This window comes from Butyrivibrio sp. XBB1001 (assembly GCF_000424505.1).
Taxonomy (GTDB): domain Bacteria; phylum Bacillota; class Clostridia; order Lachnospirales; family Lachnospiraceae; genus Butyrivibrio.
On record NZ_AUKA01000007.1, the window covers coordinates 1 to 18191 of the forward strand.

Below are 18191 nucleotides of genomic sequence, written 5' to 3' on the forward strand. Positions count from 1 at the left end.
GGTATTGCGTGGTTTCTGGGCAGTTGGCTTCTCGGTGCCCTGTATGATTTGAATCCTGTGTATCTTGTCACTGTGTCTGTGGTATCACAGTTTCTGGCGATTGCATTTTATGCTTTATGCCTCCAGTGCAATAAGACAGAGTGTTAACAATTCCAGTTTGTTGGAATGAGCATTATATCAGAATATAAAGATTTATCTCAAAGGCAACTACCATTGCTATAATGTAATCGGAGACTGTGCATTTGATCTACAGATAACCTAGAGCAATTTCGCGAAGTTCATTTTGCCAAAGAGGAAAAAAGGCGCCGCTACGAGTTTCTTAATAAGAGGTTGAAAGAAAAAGATGAGTAAACTAAAGGTTTGCCTTAGGCATATTTCGGAAGTCTTTTTATATGAATACTACTGCTTGGGCGATGATGAATATGAAATATCCGATGAGGATACTTTGACACCACACAAGGAGAAGGCAAAAGGGCTTTTGATTTCCGGTAATTATTCAGGTGCTCAACAAGAGTGGCTTGCTGCACACCTTGAGAATCCGGTGGATATGGAAGTGATACTTGGAATCATTTTGTGTTGCAAACAGCTTGGAGATTCAGAAGGAGAGTATTCATACACTACTGAGTCATTTAATTACTGCTGCACCAGAGCAGAACTTGCAGCATATTACAGAAACCTTGGATGGTACTATCTTGAGAAGTATAAGCCGGAAGTCTCAGCAGCATGTTATCTCTACAGCAAATATTTTGAGGATTCTCAGCAGGCTGATGCAGAACTGGAATTCCTGGAGAAGGCTATTGGTAAGAAGATTGCAGAAAAAGACTTGGACCAGATCCAGAAGATCCTTAAAGATAACGAAATTCCTACAGCAGCCAATTCTGTGACGCTTGCTCTTTTGTATAAGGCTGCAGAAGAGGCGGAGAATGCCGGCGACAAAGATCAGGCACTTGACTGTTACAGGATGGTTTATGACCTTACCGCAGATGAAGACGTTAGCAAAAGAATTAGTGGGTTCAGTTCATGACACTTAAGGAAGCATACAAGATACTTGGCGCATCCAAGCAGGATGACGATCGGGAGATAAAAGCAAAATACAAAAAGCTTCTCATTATGTACCATCCTGACTCTGATCCGACCAGGAAAAGGAATTCTGAGGATGATGAAAAGATAAGACAGGTCATAGAAGCTTATAAAAAGATCAAGGAATCTGAAGGAGAGTCCTACTTCGATACCTACGAGTTTACCTGGGATGCCTTTGAGAACAAGGCAGCGTTCTCTGAGAGAAACATCTATGTCCAGTTCAAGATGTATGATGAGGAACTGCCACTTTCCAAGATGGCCAGAGGAAGATTTGTCTGGGATCCTGATATGGAGGAATTCAGGCTCTTTTCCAAAAGCGTTCTGGAAGCCTGTAAGGATATCATGACAGACTATAGGGCAATACTCACGCCTGATAAGGTAAAAGATATCTTTCATCTCATGATGCAGGAGTATGTCCTTCCGGCAGATGCAGCCAGGAAGATTGGCAAAAAGGTTCGTGAGGATGGCGACAAAGAAGTATTTACATTCAATGGATTTGTAAAAGAGAATCTTTCAGATCCGAAAGCTTCAACAGCAACTTTAGGAGAGCCTTTGAATATTTTCCTCAGAGAAGATAGGGCTGTGGTAGAAGAAATAGTAACAGGCAAGCTTCTTGGAACAGTATCCTTTGATGAGGATGAACTGTACTATGTGGTGCTTCCGCTTCTGGAAGATCCAAAGGTTCAGGCCCATGCTTTAGTTACCAAAGTTGAAAAGAACCGCAGATTTGGGAAACGGATGAATGTCGTGATTGAGCTGACAATACCAAAGAGCCTGAAAGATACTCCCGTTACTAACGGGAAACTTATAGAAAAATTGATATGGGCATATCTAAAAAAGATAACAAATTGAATTTGTAATAACTCATAAAGCAGAACGAGGAGACCATTAAATGAAAAGAAGATATTTAGCCCTGGGGTTGCTTACGCTAGCCATGGTATTGACGGGGTGTGGATCTAAAACTGAATCGGATGTAACTATTATCGGTGGGGCTGATGGACCGACATCTGTTTTTCTTGCGTCCAAGAACGATAAAGACAGTTACACGCAGATTGATCAGGAAACAGCAAAGCTGATGATGGATCTTAATGATGGACATGTGATTGTAGATGTCAGGCGTCAGGATGAGTATGATGAAGGGCACATTCCGGGAGCTATATGTATCCCTAACGAAAGCATTACTGATTCTATGCCATCGGAACTTCCTGATCTTGAGCAGATAATTCTTGTTTATTGCAGGAGTGGAAGGCGCAGCAAAGAGGCAGCGCAGAAACTTTTTGATATGGGATATACTAATGTCTTTGAGTTTGGCGGAATTATCGACTGGACTGGAGAGGTTATTACAGAGGAGGCAAAAGAGACAGCTATGACACTTTCTATTGATGGAAAAGAAATGCCGGTTACTTGGGAAGATAATGCTTCGGTAAATGAGCTGAAGGAAATCTTGCCTCTCAAAGTGAACATGTCAATGTATGGCGGCTTTGAGCAGGTTGGATCAATAGGTCAGGGCATAAGCCGGGATGATAAGCAGATCACAACAGAGTTTGGGGATATCGTGCTTTATTCAGGAAATCAGATTGTGGTTTTCTATGGTTCAAATTCCTGGGCATATACTAAGCTTGGGCACATTAATCTATCTGAGGAAGAGCTGACACAGCTTCTTGGTAATGGTGATGTTGTTTTAGAGATAAAGTAAGGGATAAATTCGCACTTTTCTGGAGAGTGACTATAGATGAGTAAGGACATTTTTTTTGATAAGGATATCCGGGAACCATTGTTTGATTTTCTGGAAGACTCATTTGGAAAAGTGAGGATCCTTGAGGAGAAAAGAACCGGCAGTGCCAGAGCAGACGTCGTCATGATTACACCGGATTTTCTGTACGGCATAGAGATCAAAAGCGATGCTGATACATATGCCAGGCTTGAGAAACAAGTCAAGAACTACAACTGGTATTATGATCGTAACATTATTGTTGTTGGTTCAACACACGCAGCACATGTAAAAGAGCATGTACCTGACTGGTGGGGAATTATCACTGTTGAAGCTGACGAGAGCGGTGCGCCTGACTTTTATGTGATGAGACAAGCAGAGGTGAATCCCAGAGTCAAGGATAAGAGGAAAATCTCCATTCTGTGGAGGACTGAGTTAAATCATCTTTTAGAGAGAAATGATCTTCCCAAATATAAAGAAAAGAGCAAGCTGTTTGTTCAGGAAAAGCTCCTTGAAAAAGTTCCCGATGAAATCCTGTGGAAGCAGGCATATGAGGAATTGTTTGAGAGAGACTATAACACAATAGCGGAAGAAATTGAGACCTATAGAAAGAATCGAAGAAAAGCATATAATGAGAAACTTGTGTCAGTGGAAGATGACTGGTTTACGGAGAATGGTCTTGCAAATGGGATCAACAAATGAAGGTGAAGGAATATGTATAACGAATTAGTAGCATGGATTGATGAAGCACTTGCACAGGGAATCCCTGAAGATGCAGTTGCAGTGTGTTTTAATGTTTATGAAGACGGGGAGAGCAGCTGGTCAATGGAATTGGTAGCCTGCAGCTCTTTTGACCCGGATGATGATGACTGGGCTTGTGATGAAGTATCGGATTTTGGAACCAGAGATAATCCATTTACCTGGAACTTTGAAGGCGATTGGGAGGCAGTGCTTACTGACATTGGAGCAAAGCTTACCAAGTACCTGAAGACAGAGGGAGTCGCTGATAAGCTGAATGAGCTTGATGGCGTGGCTGTTGGATTTGTCGATGGCGACCTGGTTATTTTGAAATAACGGATGAGAAGTTGTAGACATCATGAGGGTTAAATGATATATATTGATTCATTTCAATTTCCCGGAGTGGAAAATGAAGAAAAGTTCGTGAACTATATACAGAGAACGTGCTATACCTCGTTTTACCCTTTTGGAGTGTTTGCAGAGAATCAGCTGCGGGAGTTGTCTTTTTCTGAAATAACGATTTTGTATGGAAACAATGGCTCTGGAAAAAGCACTGCCCTGAATCTTATGGCAGAGAAACTGAAGGCTGAAAGAGATACCTTGTTTAACAAAAGTAGTTTCTTTGGCGATTACATCGGTATGTGCGCTTATGAGATGACCTATGAAGGGAAACCGGCTGAAATTAGAATGATCACAAGTGATGATGTATTTGATTTCATGCTGAACCTAAGGGCTCTGAATGAAGGCGTTGATCGGAAGAGGGAACAGGTCTTTGATGAATGGATCGAGAACAAGCATTCAAAATTCCAGATGAAGTCGCTTGATGATTATGAGCATCTGAAGAAAGTTGTGGCCGCGCGTTCCAAGACGCAGTCCAGGTATGTCAGGGACACAATTGGAAAAAATGTGATAGAACACAGCAATGGAGAAAGCGCATTGCAGTATTTCTCTGAAAAGATCAAAGATAATGGTTTGTATCTGCTTGACGAACCTGAAAACTCATTATCACCACAGAGGCAGCTGGAACTGCTTGAGTTTATTCAGAATTCTGCGAGATTTTTCGGATGCCAGTTTATAATAGCAACTCATTCGCCGTTTTTGCTGGCTCTTAAAGGTGCAAGAATTTATGATTTGGATGAAAGACCTGTAGATATAAAGAAGTGGACGGAACTTGAAGGAGTGCGGACATATTTTGAGTTTTTTGAAAAGCATAGAGAAGAGTTCTGAACAAAGTATGTAATTCCTATTCACAAGTTTCTTTTAGGAGGGTGTGTAATGAAGTCTATCCTGATCAAAGATACAACTAAAGAAGAACGTGAGCAGATAATAAAGAATTCTCTTGATTGCGGAGGCGGTTGTGAAAACTGTTCTTCATGCTGGCTTGGAGGCGGAAGTCCCTGGGACATATATCAGGATTACATCGATGGTAAAAAGGAAATTCGTGAGATAAACATGGAGTATATGGAAAAGTATCGCCAGGACAGGCAGATACACTGAGGAGATTGTGGTTATGGCAGGTGCACCTGAGATAGGAAATTCCACTTTGGAAGAGCGCAGAGCATACATAAAAGAAAGATATCCATGCATTTCTGACTGTGACATGTGCGGACTTTGTAAGGTGTTCCGCGGAAAAGATGCAGAAACAGCATATAAAGATTACATAGATGGCAACAAGAGTTTTCTTGAAGTCTCTGCCTATTACAAATAAATAATGATAAAAATGACCGGAACAGTAATACGTATAATTACTGCTCCGTAAATGCACCTTTATATTCTGTGAACGCATTTTCCATGGCTTCTGTTTCGTCACAGTTTATGTAAGCGACTGACTTGTATTCCCTCTTACCAAACTCTTTTAACAGCCAGGTCTTACCTACCTGTCTTGCTCCATTCACTATAAGGGGTTTTCGCTCCTTGTTATTTTTCCATTCTAATAACCTTCTATACGCTAGTCTTTCCATGATCACCTCCAGTATAATTTTCGCTTTTACTAGCGTTTGGTCTACTGATTATTACATTTTTGTGAGCGTATTATCTTTCCTGTGTTACACTTTTACTAGCCATTACCCAAACGAGCGGCTGAGGATTATTATTTCAAAGACAGAAAATTTGATGTGGATGACTATAAGTGATTCGTATGAAAACAATTTAAAAGGAATTTTCTGATTTTATAACCCCCCGAGGGGCTTGTGGCTGGTTTGTGGTATTGTTACCATAATAGAAGTTTTGAAAAAAAGAAACCGGGGGTTAAGAAAAATGAAACAACAAAACTTAATAAAAAATATGGTAACAACTGCGATGTGTATTGCGCTGTGTGTGGTACTTCCTATGGCATTTCACATGATTCCCAATGCCGGATCAGTGATTAGCCCTATGCATATTCCGGTACTTGTCTGCGGATTGGTATGCGGATGGCAGTATGGTCTTGTTTGCGGACTAGTCGGACCGCTTCTTTCATCAATTCTTACAGGAATGCCGCCAATGGCTATTTTACCTGCAATGATGGTTGAACTGGCTGTTTATGGCATCTGTACTGGTCTTATGATAAAACTTGTCAACACAGGAAAGCTTTATGCGGATCTTTATATAAGCCTAGTTGTAGCCATGCTTGCAGGCAGGGTTATCGGTGGTTTGTCCCGAGCTCTCATCTTTGCAAGAGGTGAATATTCCATAAAGGTATGGGCTATAAGCTACTTTGTGACAAGCCTTCCTGGAATTATTATTCAGCTTATATTCATACCTGCAATAGTATTTGCTTTGTATAAAGCAGGATTAGCAACAAATAGTACAGTAAAAAAGGCTGCATAACATATGGATATTGTCAGTAAAGAACAGGTAATTGAATTTTTTGACGGACTGGCCGAAAAATGGGATGACTTTGCAAACAATGATGAATCTGTTACGCGTGATATTATCAGAAATCTAGGTCAGCTTGAAGGAAAAAAGGTGCTGGATATTGCTTGCGGAACAGGCTTCATGATTCCGTATTATCTGGAAGCTGGGGCAAAAAAAGTAACCGGAGTAGACATTTCAGCTCAAATGCTGGAAAAGGCCAGACATAAGTTTAGAAATCATTCCGAGGTTGATTTTGTTAACGGAGATGCGGAGCAGTTTGAGTTTGACGAAAAATATGACGTATGCGTTATATATAATGCATTTCCTCATTTTCCATCTCCGGAAGTTCTTTTGCATAATCTATCAACAGCTCTGGCGGATAATGGGAGTATCTGCATCGCTCATGGAGCCAGCAGGGCGGTTATAGATGAATGCCACGCAAATGGAGCTTGCCATGTGTCGCGGGGGCTTCCTTCAGATCAGGAATTTCATGAGCTGCTTGAGAAAGAATTTGCCATTAAGACTTTCATCTCAGATGAAAGGATGATAGAGCTGATCGGAATAAAAAAATGACCTTCAAAAACTTTAAATACCTCATGTTAATGCGAAGGAATACACTGATGATGAAGCGAGAACAAGTTTAATATGTCAGAAAAAAAGCCGTTTGACAGGATAATTTACTGTTAAATGGCTTTTTTTCTGTTATAGTAAAAATAAGTTTTTGTAGTAGTGGCGATTCCGGCGTGACTTGAAAGACAGTATAGGGATATTTGGTAATGGATACGATTGATATTGTTGTAAAGCGTATTATTGAAATGGAATCCATTCTGGAAGAGGCATTGAGAAGAATGGATAAGGCTGAGGAGGTACCAGAAGCTCTTTTAGCCTATCAGTCAGAGATAAAGAAGCTTGATGTGTATTATTCCAGCCAGGATTGGAAAGATGATTTTACCTTGGATGAAGATGGGCGTTTACCAAAAGGTTTGAAGCGCGGAGTACTTTCTGAAGATGGAATCTATGATGCGCTTGAGCGGAATAAAGAATTGATGGAAAGGATAAAGGGAACGAGAATGGTTAAGCATGTGATTTTATGGACACTTAAGGATGAGCTTTCTGCAGAGGAGAAGGAAACTATCAAGCAGGGAATAAAAGAAGGTCTTGAGGGATTAAAGGGCAAGGTTCCTGGAATTATTGATATCAAGGTTAATATCAATGGTCTTGAGTCCTCTAATGCAGACCTGATGCTTGATTCAACTTTTGAGAGTGTAGAGGCACTTAAGGGATATTCTGTACATCCTGAGCATGTAGCAGTTGCAGATTCCAAGGTAAGACCTTATACCAAGATCAGAAGCTGCCTGGATTATGAGGCTTAAGGCATGGAAGGTTCATGACGGGCAGAAATTAGATGAGGAATAAGATGAACAATTATTTAAGGCCACATCATGGGATGTGTTTTCAGTTTTATGAAGGAAAAGGATACAGTGAGGACTTCACTGATCACATGGGCAGGATAATCAGGGAGATGGAGGCAGATCCTGCGCAGAAGATTCAGCTGAAGGTAGAGACAGATATCGTCTGTGAGAATTGTCCTAACAATGAGGCAGGAGTGTGTTCTACTGCTGATAAGGTTAAAAGATATGACGAGGCGGTCCTCAAAGCTTGTGATTTAGCGGAGGGTGAAGAGATTTCTTTTGCCGAGTTTACTAAACTTGTAAGGGATAAGATCATTAACGCCGGTATTAGAAGTGATATTTGTGGAGATTGCAGCTGGGATTACATCTGTAGCGCAAAGTAAAATGAGAGCGAGAAGGTCTTCAAGGACTATAGATGAGTAAGTGTGCTAGAGGCTGCAAAAAGGAAGAGAGACAGCATATAATGGGATAGGACCGCGTAATTACGCGGCCCTATCGGAGATGTTCTCTGATGCCAGTTCACTGTTTATGGTGTCTTCACAAGCTAAGAAAACTAATAAAGTAGGAGTATTGCTCTGAAAATGAAACATGGACCGGCATGGGAATAGTGGGAACGACATTACATAGAAGGAAAAGGGGTAAAAAAGTGGTATCGTTAATTATTTCTTTTGGCGTGTTGGTAGTAGGATATCTGACTTATGGTAAATTAGTCGAGAAGATTTTTTATCCTGATAACAGGAAGACTCCCGCGTATGAATATAATGACGGAGTTGATTATGTACCACTTAAATCCGGCAAGGCTTTCCTGATTCAACTTCTAAATATCGCAGGCACGGGGCCGATCTTTGGGGCAATAATGGGAGCGTGCTTTGGACCTGTTGTATTTTTGTGGATAATCTTTGGGTCAATTCTCGCAGGTGCAGTACATGATTTTATGGTTGGCATGATATCTGAGAGAAACGAAGGCAAATCCATAGCTGAATTATCTGGCATTTACCTGGGACAAAAAGTTAAGTGGGGGATGAGGGTATTCTCGGTACTATTGCTACTACTGACAGGAACAGTGTTTGTCACAAGTCCTGCGGCGCTTATAGCCAAGCTTACACCAGAGAGCCTTGGAGTAACCTTCTGGGTTGTTGTAATCCTGATATATTATGTGCTTGCAACACTCCTGCCAATAGATAAGATAATCGGCAAGCTCTATCCGGTATTTGGAGTTGTTCTAATAACAATGGCTGTTGGAATTTTCGCAGGTATAATTATAGGCGGATATCACATTCCGGAAATAAGATTTGAAAATCTCCATCCAGAGGGGCTTCCTATATGGCCGTATATGTTTATTACAGTTGCCTGCGGGGCAATTTCTGGATTTCACGCTACTCAGTCTCCAATGATCTCTAAGTGCATATCTTCTGAACATGATGGAAGAAAAGTCTTTTACGGAGCAATGCTCATGGAATCTGTTATTGCACTTATCTGGGCAGCAGGTGGTGTAGCTTTTTATGGAACTACACATGAGCTCAATGATGCAATCGGTACGCTGGGACAGTCCGGAGTAGTATATGATATATCAACGGGTATGCTGGGAGGAATTGGCGGAGTCCTGGCTATAGTCGGTGTTATCGCCTGTCCTATCACATCGGGCGATACAGCCTTTAGAAGTGCGAGACTAATCCTAAGTGAGATCACAGGCCTGGAGCAAAAGCCTATAGTAAACCGTCTTATTATAACGATTCCTCTTTTAGGAGCAGGGGCTTTTCTTACTCAGCTTGATTTTAATGTTTTGTGGAGATACTTTTCCTGGAGCAATCAGACACTGGCCATGATAAGTCTGTGGGTATCAACTGCTTATCTTTTAAAAGAGTCAAAGAATAAATACCATAGTCTCATCACTGCAGTTCCAGCCATATTCATGTCAGCAGTCAGTATCACATACATTCTGATTGCTAAAGAGGGCTTTGGTGTCAACGTACACATTGCCTACTGGATAGGCATCGCCTTCGCAGCACTTTGTGCTGTAACGTATGCCGTCGTCTGGAAGAAAAAAAATTGAGGATGCTAGAAGAAAAATGAATACAATAATAAAAGAATATTTAATACGTTACCTGATATACATCGTCATTGGAATGGCTTTATACCTGCTATATTACATCACTCACCGGGGTATGATGTTCATTCCTTCGTATGCGTTGCTGGTTGCAACGACATATTTTGCTGACTATCTTTTTCATGATCCTTTTTGTCTACGTTAGTGGATATTTGGCCTATGAGGCAGAAGTCATGATCCGCAAGTTTTTCACACCAAGGTAAAAGAAGTGCTATCCGAACATTGACTTCATGTGTCGCTTGAGAGACCATCAATCAAAGATTAAGATTTTTTTTACAGATACTTTATCGCATTACAGATGATTTTTTATACGCAAAAATATATACTATGGTATGTAAAACAAACATCTTTCAATGATAGGATGAAGTAAATATGGTAAAAGAATTTGATGAAAAAAGCGTAACTATCAGAAACCAGATATATGATGTTCCTCAGGGAATGACAATCCTAAAAGAGGGCGAAATTAATCTTGATATGTACAAAATTCTCAGGGGCCATGTAGAAATGTATACAGGTTATGGGACAGAGAATGAGGTTCTATTAGGGCTTCTTGGACCTGGAACCTGTTTTGGAGAATTTGGGATTCTGACTAAAAAGCCAGCTATATACACCATAATTGCTTATTCAGATATTAAGATCCTTCGTGTAACAGAAGAACTAATGATGGATTTTATGAAGGCAAACCCGGAAAATGTATTTCAGATCATGAAAAATATGGCCAATAATATGATGCGAATGCAGCATCAGATTGGGCAGCTTACAACAGAAATTGCAAATTTGAGTAATGATCTAAATAATACAGAGAGCTATAAGACATCCACGATGATAAAAGACATGCTGAGAAACTATGCAATATATGATAATAACTCTTCAGATGAAGAGCATATTATCAGCGAATCTGGTATGAAATTCCTGGATAAGGAACATAGACAAAAAACCTTTTCGCAGAATTGACATATATTGCCAGGACTCTGATGACCAATATGGTGTCAGAGTCTTTTTTATGATATAAAATTGAGAGAATGATTTATTTATGGAGCAATTCGAAGTTGATACAGGGGCTAAGCCCATGGAGGAAATATGGAATCGATACTTATAAAAGATACGACAAGAGAGCAAAGAGAACAGATAGTTGCTGAATCAATTGGAAACATCAGTGGTTCATGTGACGGATGCATGTCAGGCCTTGCGGACATGTATCAGGACTACATAGATGGCAAAAAAGAAATCCGCGAGATAAATATGGAATTCAGGGCCAATTACGAGTCTGGAGTTGAGGGCCCTCAGAAGGCTGATTGCGGGTATAAATTATGACAGAGAATCAGATTGAATGGTCCAGAAAACGAGAAAGGTAATTAGTAGATGAGTGAAATTTGGGAAATATTACATAAACCGGATACAGTTGTGTTTTTCGACATAGATGGCACACTTACCAGCTACAATTATGGCAGGCATCATGCCCATCACGAATTAGATGGCAAGCCAGAATTTCGAGATGTGAATATCTACGCTGACTGCAAGAGGCTTCAGCCTCTCTATGACTATATAAGTGGACATGATGTTAACAGACTCTTTTGCATATCAAGAGAACCACATGGACACGAAGCCTGGAAATCCGAGATGGTAGAGAGACTCTATGGTATTCCTGCTTCTCACTGTTTCTATACCCTGGAGGCCAGAGAGAAACCACAGATTGTCATGGACAAAGTAAAGGAATTATTCCCTGACATCGCGCCAGAATCAGTAGTTCTCATGGATGATAACGATGACACCCTTGGTATGTACATGGCGCAGACTCCCTTCTGCACAGCACATCCCATGCTATTTATGGAGCATCTGTAAATGGTACTTGGGGACGGAGTCAAGGGACCATAATGGGCTATATCATACAAGTAGAAAAACAGACAGTCTTCTATGCAATCGTTAATCGGAGTGTAATCGATGGAAAAAAGATTTAGGCTATGCTTTTATGGAATAGTGCAGGGCGTAGGCTTTAGGTATACTGCAAGACATGCAGCAAATATGTATAGGCTAACTGGCTATGTTAAAAATGAGTATGACGGCTCTGTAACCTGTGAAGTTCAGGGAGATGAGAAAGCTATCAGTAGATTTGTGGAAACTATCAGAAATGGAAGATTCATAGATATTTCCAGTATAGATAGAAGAGAATTGGAAATAGTTCCAGATGAGCGGTCTTTTGATGTTAGATAGAACAGGAGGAGTGAAATGGGATTATTTGATAAGTTATTTAAAAAAGGCGAACTGAAAGAAGAACCAAAGGCTGAACAGACTCAGGTACAACAGGCCAAAGAGGTAGAAGCTGTCGGTTGGGATGCTATTGAGAAAGAGTTTTTGAGGGTGTATCCAGGACAGAATAATCCTAAACACTATGGAACAATTATTAAATGGATCATGGGTGGAGATGACCCGCTCGATGGTATCAGCGTTTACGATGGCGGTGATTTCTGGCACTTTGTATCCTTCGGGCTTACTGAGATATACGAAAAAGAATGTGAAGATCCTGAGATCAGTGGTTACGGCTATGAGCTGACCTTTAAGCTCAAGAAGAATCAGTTTGAAGACGAAGAAGCTGAGATAAAGTGCATTTGTGGTATTCTCCAGATGGTTGCCAGGATGGTATTTAAAAATGGAGATGTGTTCCTGCCTTTTGAATATCTTTACACTGGACAGACAGTGGGCATTGATGCACATAGAAAGTCAAATCTGACTGGATTTATTACAATCAAGGATCCTACAGTTGAAACTATCGATACACCTAATGGCAAGGTTGAGTTTCTGGAACTCATTGGAATGACTGACGCAGAGCTTAAGACTTTGTCTGACAGAGCTTCTGTTGAAGCTCTTTACAACAAACTGCAGTCGGATGTTACAGATTATCACAGGGAGTCAGTGGTTTGAGGAAAACCAGATAGAGATAACAGTTTAGGTAACGACATTCTGTTACTATTCACAGTTTTTATAGGTCGCATAGGAAGCCTGTGTTTATAGGCTTCCTATTATTTTGTTCGGATATTATAATAAATCCAACAATCCCAATTTGTAGGACAATGATTTTACTCGGAAAAATAATAAAGGAGCACTAGAATGATTACACTTGTAAAATATGAAGATGAAAGAGATATTTTATGTGAACTGATAAAGCAATTTTGGATAGCGCATAATGATTACATACCAACAGATGAAGAAAACATAGAAGATGCGCTGGCATGGACTAGCAAAGGGCATGTATTGTATTTTATTAAAAAGGAAGAGGAAATAATAGGGTTTGTTCATTTAGCAAGTCGTGGATGTGAAATTGACTGGGTGGAGGATTTGTTTATTCTTCCAAGATATCAGGGAAAAGGATATGGTTCCGATGCATTAAAACTTGTTGAGGATATTGTTAAGGAATACTCTGATTCAATTTATTTGGAAGTTGCAGCAAGAAATGCTAGAGCGTTGAAATTATATTATAAAAATGGTTATGACTGTCTTAATACAGTCACTATTCGCAAGGATTTTAAACCAGAAGAATATGCCGTAACAAGTGAAGAAGAAGTTTTGGGGCATAAATTAGTGGTTAAAGATTATAAAAACTGATAATTGTTGAATTGGCAAATTCGAGTTTGTTGATTTGAATATAATCTTACATGGACCAGTACTCTGGGGACGCCCAAACAGTACTGGTCTATTATTATGCCTATTCTTTTAACATTCGCAATATGGTAAGATTATAAAAGTGCGTAGAAATGCCTATTTTACGGCATGTAAAAAGATTTTGACATGGCTAAAAAGCGTAAATGTCAAAGCCTTTTGATGGCGACGAAATCAATATCTCGGTATTCTGAGGCGGAAAGAGAGACATAAGAATGGAACTTGGGAACAGAATCAAAGAATTAAGGAAAGCACAAAATATTAACCAGGATGAATTGGCTGAAAAGTTATTTGTTTCAAGACAGACAATTTCAAATTGGGAGAATGACAAAAGCTATCCGGATATTCAGAGCGTATTGCTTCTAAGTGAAATCTTTAATGTCTCCGTAGACCAACTATTAAAAGGAGATGTTGAAAAGATGGAAAGAATCATCACAGAACAAACGCAGGCAGACATTAACAAGATGAATACCTACGCGATAGGAATGCTGATTTCTATAGTAGCACTTCTTATCTCTACGCCAGTATTGGCATTCACAACTGGATTTTGGTTTTTCATACCATTTGTATTGCTGTTTGCTTGCACAATGTATTTTGCCACTAGAATTGAAAAGTGCAAAAAGGAGTATAATGTCCAAACTTATAAAGAGATTGTAGCTTTTACAAAGGGAGAGGCGCTTTCTAAAGAAGATCAGATAAGAGAAGAGGCAAAAAGACCTTATCAGAAAGCTTTATTTGCAATACTGTCAGGCGTTATAGCTGCAGTGGTATGCGGTGGCATAGGTGCAGCACTCATTCTGTTATTCAAATAATCATTTAAACGAAAACAACCAACATTGGAGGATATAAAAATGAAATTTTCAAAAGAGCAGCAGAAGTTACTTACTTTATTTATTTTGGGAATATTATTATGTGGTATCGCTCACATTTTCCCAAGTGGACTAAATGTCCTCGCAGCTATTGCAGGATTTCTTCTTATAGGATATTTCTCAGTTAAAAGCTATGAAATCATGAAAGAAGAAAAGAAAGAGAAAGAAAAAGAGACAGAACATACTGAAAGACAATAATAGATTATGATATCTAATGTAGAGCAGACTATGAAATAATTATTATAATAAAGTTAGTGGTGATGTTTTAAAAAATGATAATGTCTCGACAAGCTTGTATTCTTTTTATTGGGTAGATTATTGGACACGTTTTCAAATATTATAGAAGCATAGAAAAAGTATTTAGGGGCGCGATAAGAAAGAGAGGTAGAAGATATGTTATTTTTTCTGATTTGTTTCGTGCCAGTTGCATTTGTGTTATGGATGTTTTGTCAGGTCATCGTTATCTGCGTACAATTTATAAGCTTTGATATCAAATGTGCAATGATAAAAAAGAAAAACCCTAAGCTGTACAGGTATCTCAAGAGCGAGGAGTTTAGGATTACAAATGGCTGCGGATGCTCATATTGGTGGCTTATTCATCATCATATGTGAGCATGCAGTTTTTGGAGTATACTGTAATTAACTGCAAAAAAATTGACGGAATTGTAAAACTGATCTGTGTGGAAAACAAAAGCGGAGGGGTATATGAAAATATTAGTATTAAATGGAAGTCCCAAAAAGAAAAGTGATACTTTCAGGTTGACAGATGCCTTTTTAAAAGGCTTAAACAGGGATGGTAGTCATGAAATTCATATTGTAAATGTAATAGATAAAAAGATATCACCTTGCAGAGGGTGTTTTGGATGCTGGAAGAATATGGACGGACATTGCATTATAGATGATGATCAGAATGAAATACTGGATTTGTACAGAGATTCTGATATGATAATATGGAGTTTTCCACTGTATTGCTATGGGATGCCCTCACATCTAAAGGCTGTGCTTGATCGCACAATACCTCTTGTCAAAATGAAGATGGTTCAACTGCCAGATGGTACAGTTCAGCATGAAGCTCTTGCGGATTTTTCGAGGATACATACGCTTGTTATCTGTGGCTGCGGTTTTCCAAATTGGGAAGGTAATTTCAATAGTCTTAAATTGATGTGTAAGAATTGCTTCGGAGATCCAGATATTATCTGCGTTCCAGAGACCCCTCTCATGAATGTTCCACAGGCAGCAGTGGTAGCTGATCCTCTACTTGGACTCTTTGAAAAAGCCGGGGAGGAATATGCTTCTGACCATTCACTTTCAGCTGAGACTATCGCTTCCCTGGAAAAACCCATGATCTCAGCGGAGGAATATATACGAAATGTAAACGGTGGTTAATGATCATGTGGAAAAATTGTTTGAATGAGATATTTGTAGAATGACAAAAGGTTCAATAACAAAAAATCTAGTATTATTTGCAATACCTCTTTTCTTCGGGCAGCTTCTGCAGCAGCTATACAACGTTGTGGATTCAGTTGTAGTTGGAAATGTGTTGGGAAAAGAAGCACTGGCTGCGGTGAGTACAACCGGCAGCCTTATATTTTTGATGGTAGGTTTTATAAATGGCCTGTTCATGGGAAACAGCGTTATCATAGGAAAAAGGTATGGCGCTGGTGATGATAAAGGAGTATCTATAGCATCGCATACAGGAATTGCCTTTGCTATCCTGATGGGAATAGTAATGACGGTCTGGGGATACTTTTTTACACCGACAATTCTAAAGTGGATGGGAACACCGGAAGATGTTATGCCAAGTTCAGTCCTGTATTTCAAGATATACTTTCTGGGCGGCTTGGGGAATATCCTCTACAGTGCATGCTGCGGCGTCTTTCAGGCTATGGGAGATTCTAAGCGGCCACTGTATTATCTGATAGTTAGTACTGTTATCAATACCATACTTGATATAGCTTTTGTCAAGTATCTTGGCTTCGGAATAGGCGGAGCAGCTCTTGCAACTGTAATAGCGCAGGCTGTAAGTGCAGTTTTGGCCTTCTTTAAGCTGACAAGAGTAGAAGGACCGCATAGGATCTTTATCAGAAAGCTCAGGATGGATCTTGAGACTTTGAAAAAAGAGCTGATGATAGGTTTTCCAACTGGTATCCAGAATAGTGTTATTGCCATAGGAAATGTAGTTGTTCAGTCGAACATAAATGCCTTTGGTTCTGTTGCTATGGCAGGCTGCGGAAGCTACTTTAAGCTTGAAGGATTTGTATTTTTGCCAATAACATGTATGTGCATGGCGCTGACAACCTTTGTAAGTCAGAATCTAGGAGCCGGGGAATTTAAGAGAGTAAGAAAAGGTTCAGTTATTGGAAGCGTCATAGGAGTGTCATGCGCTGAAATCATAGGATTCATAGTATTTGCTTTTGCTCCTATACTTCTTAGGATGTTCTCAAGTGAAGCTGAGGTTCTGGCTATAGGAACAACTCAGGTCAGGACAGAAAGCCTATTTTACTGCTTGCTGGCCCTTAGCCATTGCCTGGCAGGAGTATATCGAGGAGCTGGAAAAACTACGATTCCAATGATTGTAATGCTCTCTAGCTGGTGCCTTCTTAGAATTACCTACATTACAATCATTGTTCGCATCATTCCTGTGGTGAATGTAATATTCTGGGCTTATCCACTAACATGGTCTGTGAGCTCTGTAGTGTTCATCATCTACTATTTCAAGGGAAAATGGGTAACTGCGTGACATTTGGAAATGACACCGGTACCATTTAAATAAATAAAAAGAAAGGCAAGTAAGAAATTGAGAAAAGCACGTTCAGAAAAAGAAGCAGCAATGAGGGAAAAGATGATTCCGGAATTGTATGCTAATGAGTATAATAGTTTTATAGGATTTGAAATCATGGAGCTGAGCTCCACTTACAGTAAGGCCAGGATCAAGGCCGATTCAAGGCTTCACAATACCTATGGAAGTATCCATGGCGGAGCACTTCTTTCATTTGTGGATGCTATGGCCGGCGCTACAGCCAGCATGAGCGGATATTACGCAACTACAGTGTCCGCAAACCTTAACTTTCTGCTACCTGCAGTAAACACTGAGTACATCTACTGCGAGTGCATGAAACTCAAGACAGGCAAGCATATCCTTGTGTTTGACATCAGGGTAACAGATGATGAGGGAAATCTTTTGGATAGTGGAGAGTTTTCGTTCTTTGCTAGTAAAGTTCCAGTTCTTGGAGATAACCTTAAGTTCGGTAAATAATTGCAAATGCATAGAGACAATCAAATTACGGGAGGGCTTTTGAAATGAAATGTTGTATTGCTTATGCTTCAACACATCACGGAAACACCAAGAAAGTAGTAGATGCCATTGCTAAAGAGTTTGATGTGGACCTTATCGATGTCACTCAGGTACAGGAAAAAGATCTTTCTGAGTATGATCTAATTGGTTTTGCATCCGGAATTTATGCGGCACAGTTTCATCAGCAGGTCAAGAATTTTGCCCAGGTAAATCTTCCTCAGAACAAGAAAATCTTTTACATAATGACCAGTGCCATGAACAAAGATTTTTCCAAGTCAATGGCAGATTCTGTGAAAGGTAAAAATGCCGAAGTTGTAGGTAAGTTCACATGTCACGGCTATAACACTTTTGGACCATTTAAACTAGTTGGTGGAACCAGCAAGGGACATCCCGATGAGAATGATCTGACAGACGCAGTTGAGTTTTTCAGAGGCCTTATAAGAGTAGGAAGAGCGGAATAAATAATAGAAATAGAAAGAGATTCTACCAG

At 39.8% G+C, this 18191-nt stretch carries 27 protein-coding genes and 1 pseudogene; 27 read left to right on the forward strand and 1 reads right to left on the reverse strand.

The annotated features are described in order from the left end of the window. The first annotated feature begins 343 nt into the window (after positions 1–343). Genes G631_RS0107605 through G631_RS0107645 form a run of 8 tightly spaced genes read left to right on the forward strand, consistent with a single transcriptional unit; the run spans position 344 to position 5237 of the window. Positions 344–1024: a hypothetical protein gene (locus G631_RS0107605; protein ID WP_026488942.1), complete on the forward strand. Its 681-nt coding sequence runs from the start codon at positions 344–346 to the stop codon at positions 1022–1024. Continuing rightward, positions 1021–1932 (forward strand): J domain-containing protein, encoded by a 912-nt coding sequence (locus tag G631_RS20150; protein ID WP_051197008.1) that lies wholly within the window; start codon positions 1021–1023, stop codon positions 1930–1932. Before G631_RS0107605 ends, G631_RS20150 begins: the two co-directional genes overlap by 4 nt. 40 nt (positions 1933–1972) lie before the next feature. Then, positions 1973–2776, forward strand: coding sequence for a cyclophilin-like fold protein (locus G631_RS20650; RefSeq protein WP_081671281.1), 804 nt, complete (start codon positions 1973–1975; stop codon positions 2774–2776). 48 nt (positions 2777–2824) lie between these two features. Beyond that, positions 2825–3493: a sce7726 family protein gene (locus G631_RS18475; RefSeq protein ID WP_051197046.1), complete on the forward strand. Its 669-nt coding sequence runs from the start codon at positions 2825–2827 to the stop codon at positions 3491–3493. Between the two features lie 12 nt (positions 3494–3505). After that, positions 3506–3865 carry a hypothetical protein gene (locus G631_RS0107630; protein WP_026488943.1) on the forward strand — a complete coding sequence of 120 codons (360 nt, stop codon included), beginning with the start codon at positions 3506–3508 and terminating at the stop codon, positions 3863–3865. Between the two features lie 33 nt (positions 3866–3898). After that, positions 3899–4756 (forward strand): AAA family ATPase, encoded by an 858-nt coding sequence (locus G631_RS0107635; RefSeq protein WP_026488944.1) that lies wholly within the window; start codon positions 3899–3901, stop codon positions 4754–4756. Between the two features lie 48 nt (positions 4757–4804). Further along, positions 4805–5026, forward strand: coding sequence for a hypothetical protein (locus G631_RS0107640; RefSeq protein ID WP_026488945.1), 222 nt, complete (start codon positions 4805–4807; stop codon positions 5024–5026). A gap of 13 nt (positions 5027–5039) precedes the next feature. Further along, positions 5040–5237, forward strand: a complete 198-nt coding sequence (locus tag G631_RS0107645; protein WP_026488946.1) for a hypothetical protein — start codon at positions 5040–5042, stop codon at positions 5235–5237. Between the two features lie 37 nt (positions 5238–5274). Here the strand turns inward: G631_RS0107645 and G631_RS0107650 are convergent, their stop codons facing one another. Beyond that, positions 5275–5490: an AAA family ATPase gene (locus G631_RS0107650; protein ID WP_026488947.1), complete on the reverse strand. Its 216-nt coding sequence runs from the start codon at positions 5488–5490 to the stop codon at positions 5275–5277. Positions 5491–5785: 295 nt separating this feature from the next. On the opposite strand from G631_RS0107650, the gene G631_RS0107655 reads away from it, so the two are divergent. The 19 genes and pseudogenes from G631_RS0107655 (at position 5786) to G631_RS0107735 (ending at position 18162) form a co-directional block, all read left to right on the forward strand. Then, the gene (locus G631_RS0107655) at positions 5786–6337 is read left to right on the forward strand and encodes an ECF transporter S component (protein ID WP_026488948.1); all 552 of its coding nucleotides are present in this window, start codon (positions 5786–5788) and stop codon (positions 6335–6337) included. Positions 6338–6340: 3 nt separating this feature from the next. Next, positions 6341–6937: a class I SAM-dependent methyltransferase gene (locus G631_RS0107660; protein WP_026488949.1), complete on the forward strand. Its 597-nt coding sequence runs from the start codon at positions 6341–6343 to the stop codon at positions 6935–6937. 242 nt (positions 6938–7179) lie between these two features. Then, positions 7180–7407: pseudogene (locus tag G631_RS21560) on the forward strand (DUF4298 domain-containing protein); the annotation flags it as partial. Between the two features lie 27 nt (positions 7408–7434). After that, positions 7435–7737, forward strand: coding sequence for a Dabb family protein (locus G631_RS21565; RefSeq protein WP_026488950.1), 303 nt, complete (start codon positions 7435–7437; stop codon positions 7735–7737). A 44-nt stretch (positions 7738–7781) separates the two neighbouring features. After that, on the forward strand, positions 7782–8159 hold the full coding sequence (locus G631_RS0107670; RefSeq protein WP_081671282.1) for a DUF1284 domain-containing protein: 378 nt from the start codon (positions 7782–7784) through the stop codon (positions 8157–8159). Between the two features lie 263 nt (positions 8160–8422). Further along, positions 8423–9829, forward strand: coding sequence for a carbon starvation CstA family protein (locus tag G631_RS0107675; RefSeq protein ID WP_026488952.1), 1407 nt, complete (start codon positions 8423–8425; stop codon positions 9827–9829). Between the two features lie 426 nt (positions 9830–10255). Further along, positions 10256–10837 carry a Crp/Fnr family transcriptional regulator gene (locus G631_RS0107680; protein ID WP_026488953.1) on the forward strand — a complete coding sequence of 194 codons (582 nt, stop codon included), beginning with the start codon at positions 10256–10258 and terminating at the stop codon, positions 10835–10837. 126 nt (positions 10838–10963) lie between these two features. Further along, positions 10964–11197: a purine biosynthesis protein PurH gene (locus G631_RS0107685; protein ID WP_026488954.1), complete on the forward strand. Its 234-nt coding sequence runs from the start codon at positions 10964–10966 to the stop codon at positions 11195–11197. A 48-nt stretch (positions 11198–11245) separates the two neighbouring features. Beyond that, positions 11246–11725, forward strand: a complete 480-nt coding sequence (locus G631_RS0107690; protein ID WP_026488955.1) for a hypothetical protein — start codon at positions 11246–11248, stop codon at positions 11723–11725. A 99-nt stretch (positions 11726–11824) separates the two neighbouring features. Next, entirely contained in the window at positions 11825–12094 is a 270-nt protein-coding gene (locus tag G631_RS0107695) for an acylphosphatase (RefSeq protein ID WP_026488956.1), read from the forward strand. 15 nt (positions 12095–12109) lie between these two features. Continuing rightward, positions 12110–12802 (forward strand): suppressor of fused domain protein, encoded by a 693-nt coding sequence (locus tag G631_RS0107700; protein ID WP_026488957.1) that lies wholly within the window; start codon positions 12110–12112, stop codon positions 12800–12802. Positions 12803–12988: 186 nt separating this feature from the next. Continuing rightward, on the forward strand, positions 12989–13483 hold the full coding sequence (locus tag G631_RS0107705) for a GNAT family N-acetyltransferase (RefSeq protein WP_026488958.1): 495 nt from the start codon (positions 12989–12991) through the stop codon (positions 13481–13483). Between the two features lie 269 nt (positions 13484–13752). Beyond that, positions 13753–14349, forward strand: coding sequence for a helix-turn-helix domain-containing protein (locus tag G631_RS0107710; protein ID WP_026488959.1), 597 nt, complete (start codon positions 13753–13755; stop codon positions 14347–14349). Between the two features lie 39 nt (positions 14350–14388). Continuing rightward, positions 14389–14604, forward strand: coding sequence for a hypothetical protein (locus G631_RS0107715; RefSeq protein WP_026488960.1), 216 nt, complete (start codon positions 14389–14391; stop codon positions 14602–14604). Positions 14605–14799: 195 nt separating this feature from the next. Next, on the forward strand, positions 14800–15018 hold the full coding sequence (locus G631_RS21260) for a hypothetical protein (RefSeq protein ID WP_035789517.1): 219 nt from the start codon (positions 14800–14802) through the stop codon (positions 15016–15018). Positions 15019–15111: 93 nt separating this feature from the next. Beyond that, a complete protein-coding gene (locus G631_RS0107720) occupies positions 15112–15792 on the forward strand; it encodes a flavodoxin family protein (RefSeq protein ID WP_026488961.1) in 681 nt (226 codons plus the stop codon). Positions 15793–15832: 40 nt separating this feature from the next. Further along, positions 15833–17146, forward strand: coding sequence for an MATE family efflux transporter (locus G631_RS0107725; protein WP_026488962.1), 1314 nt, complete (start codon positions 15833–15835; stop codon positions 17144–17146). Between the two features lie 57 nt (positions 17147–17203). Further along, on the forward strand, positions 17204–17662 hold the full coding sequence (locus tag G631_RS0107730) for a PaaI family thioesterase (protein ID WP_029231764.1): 459 nt from the start codon (positions 17204–17206) through the stop codon (positions 17660–17662). Between the two features lie 44 nt (positions 17663–17706). Next, positions 17707–18162: a flavodoxin family protein gene (locus G631_RS0107735; protein ID WP_026488964.1), complete on the forward strand. Its 456-nt coding sequence runs from the start codon at positions 17707–17709 to the stop codon at positions 18160–18162. Positions 18163–18191 lie beyond the last annotated feature (29 nt).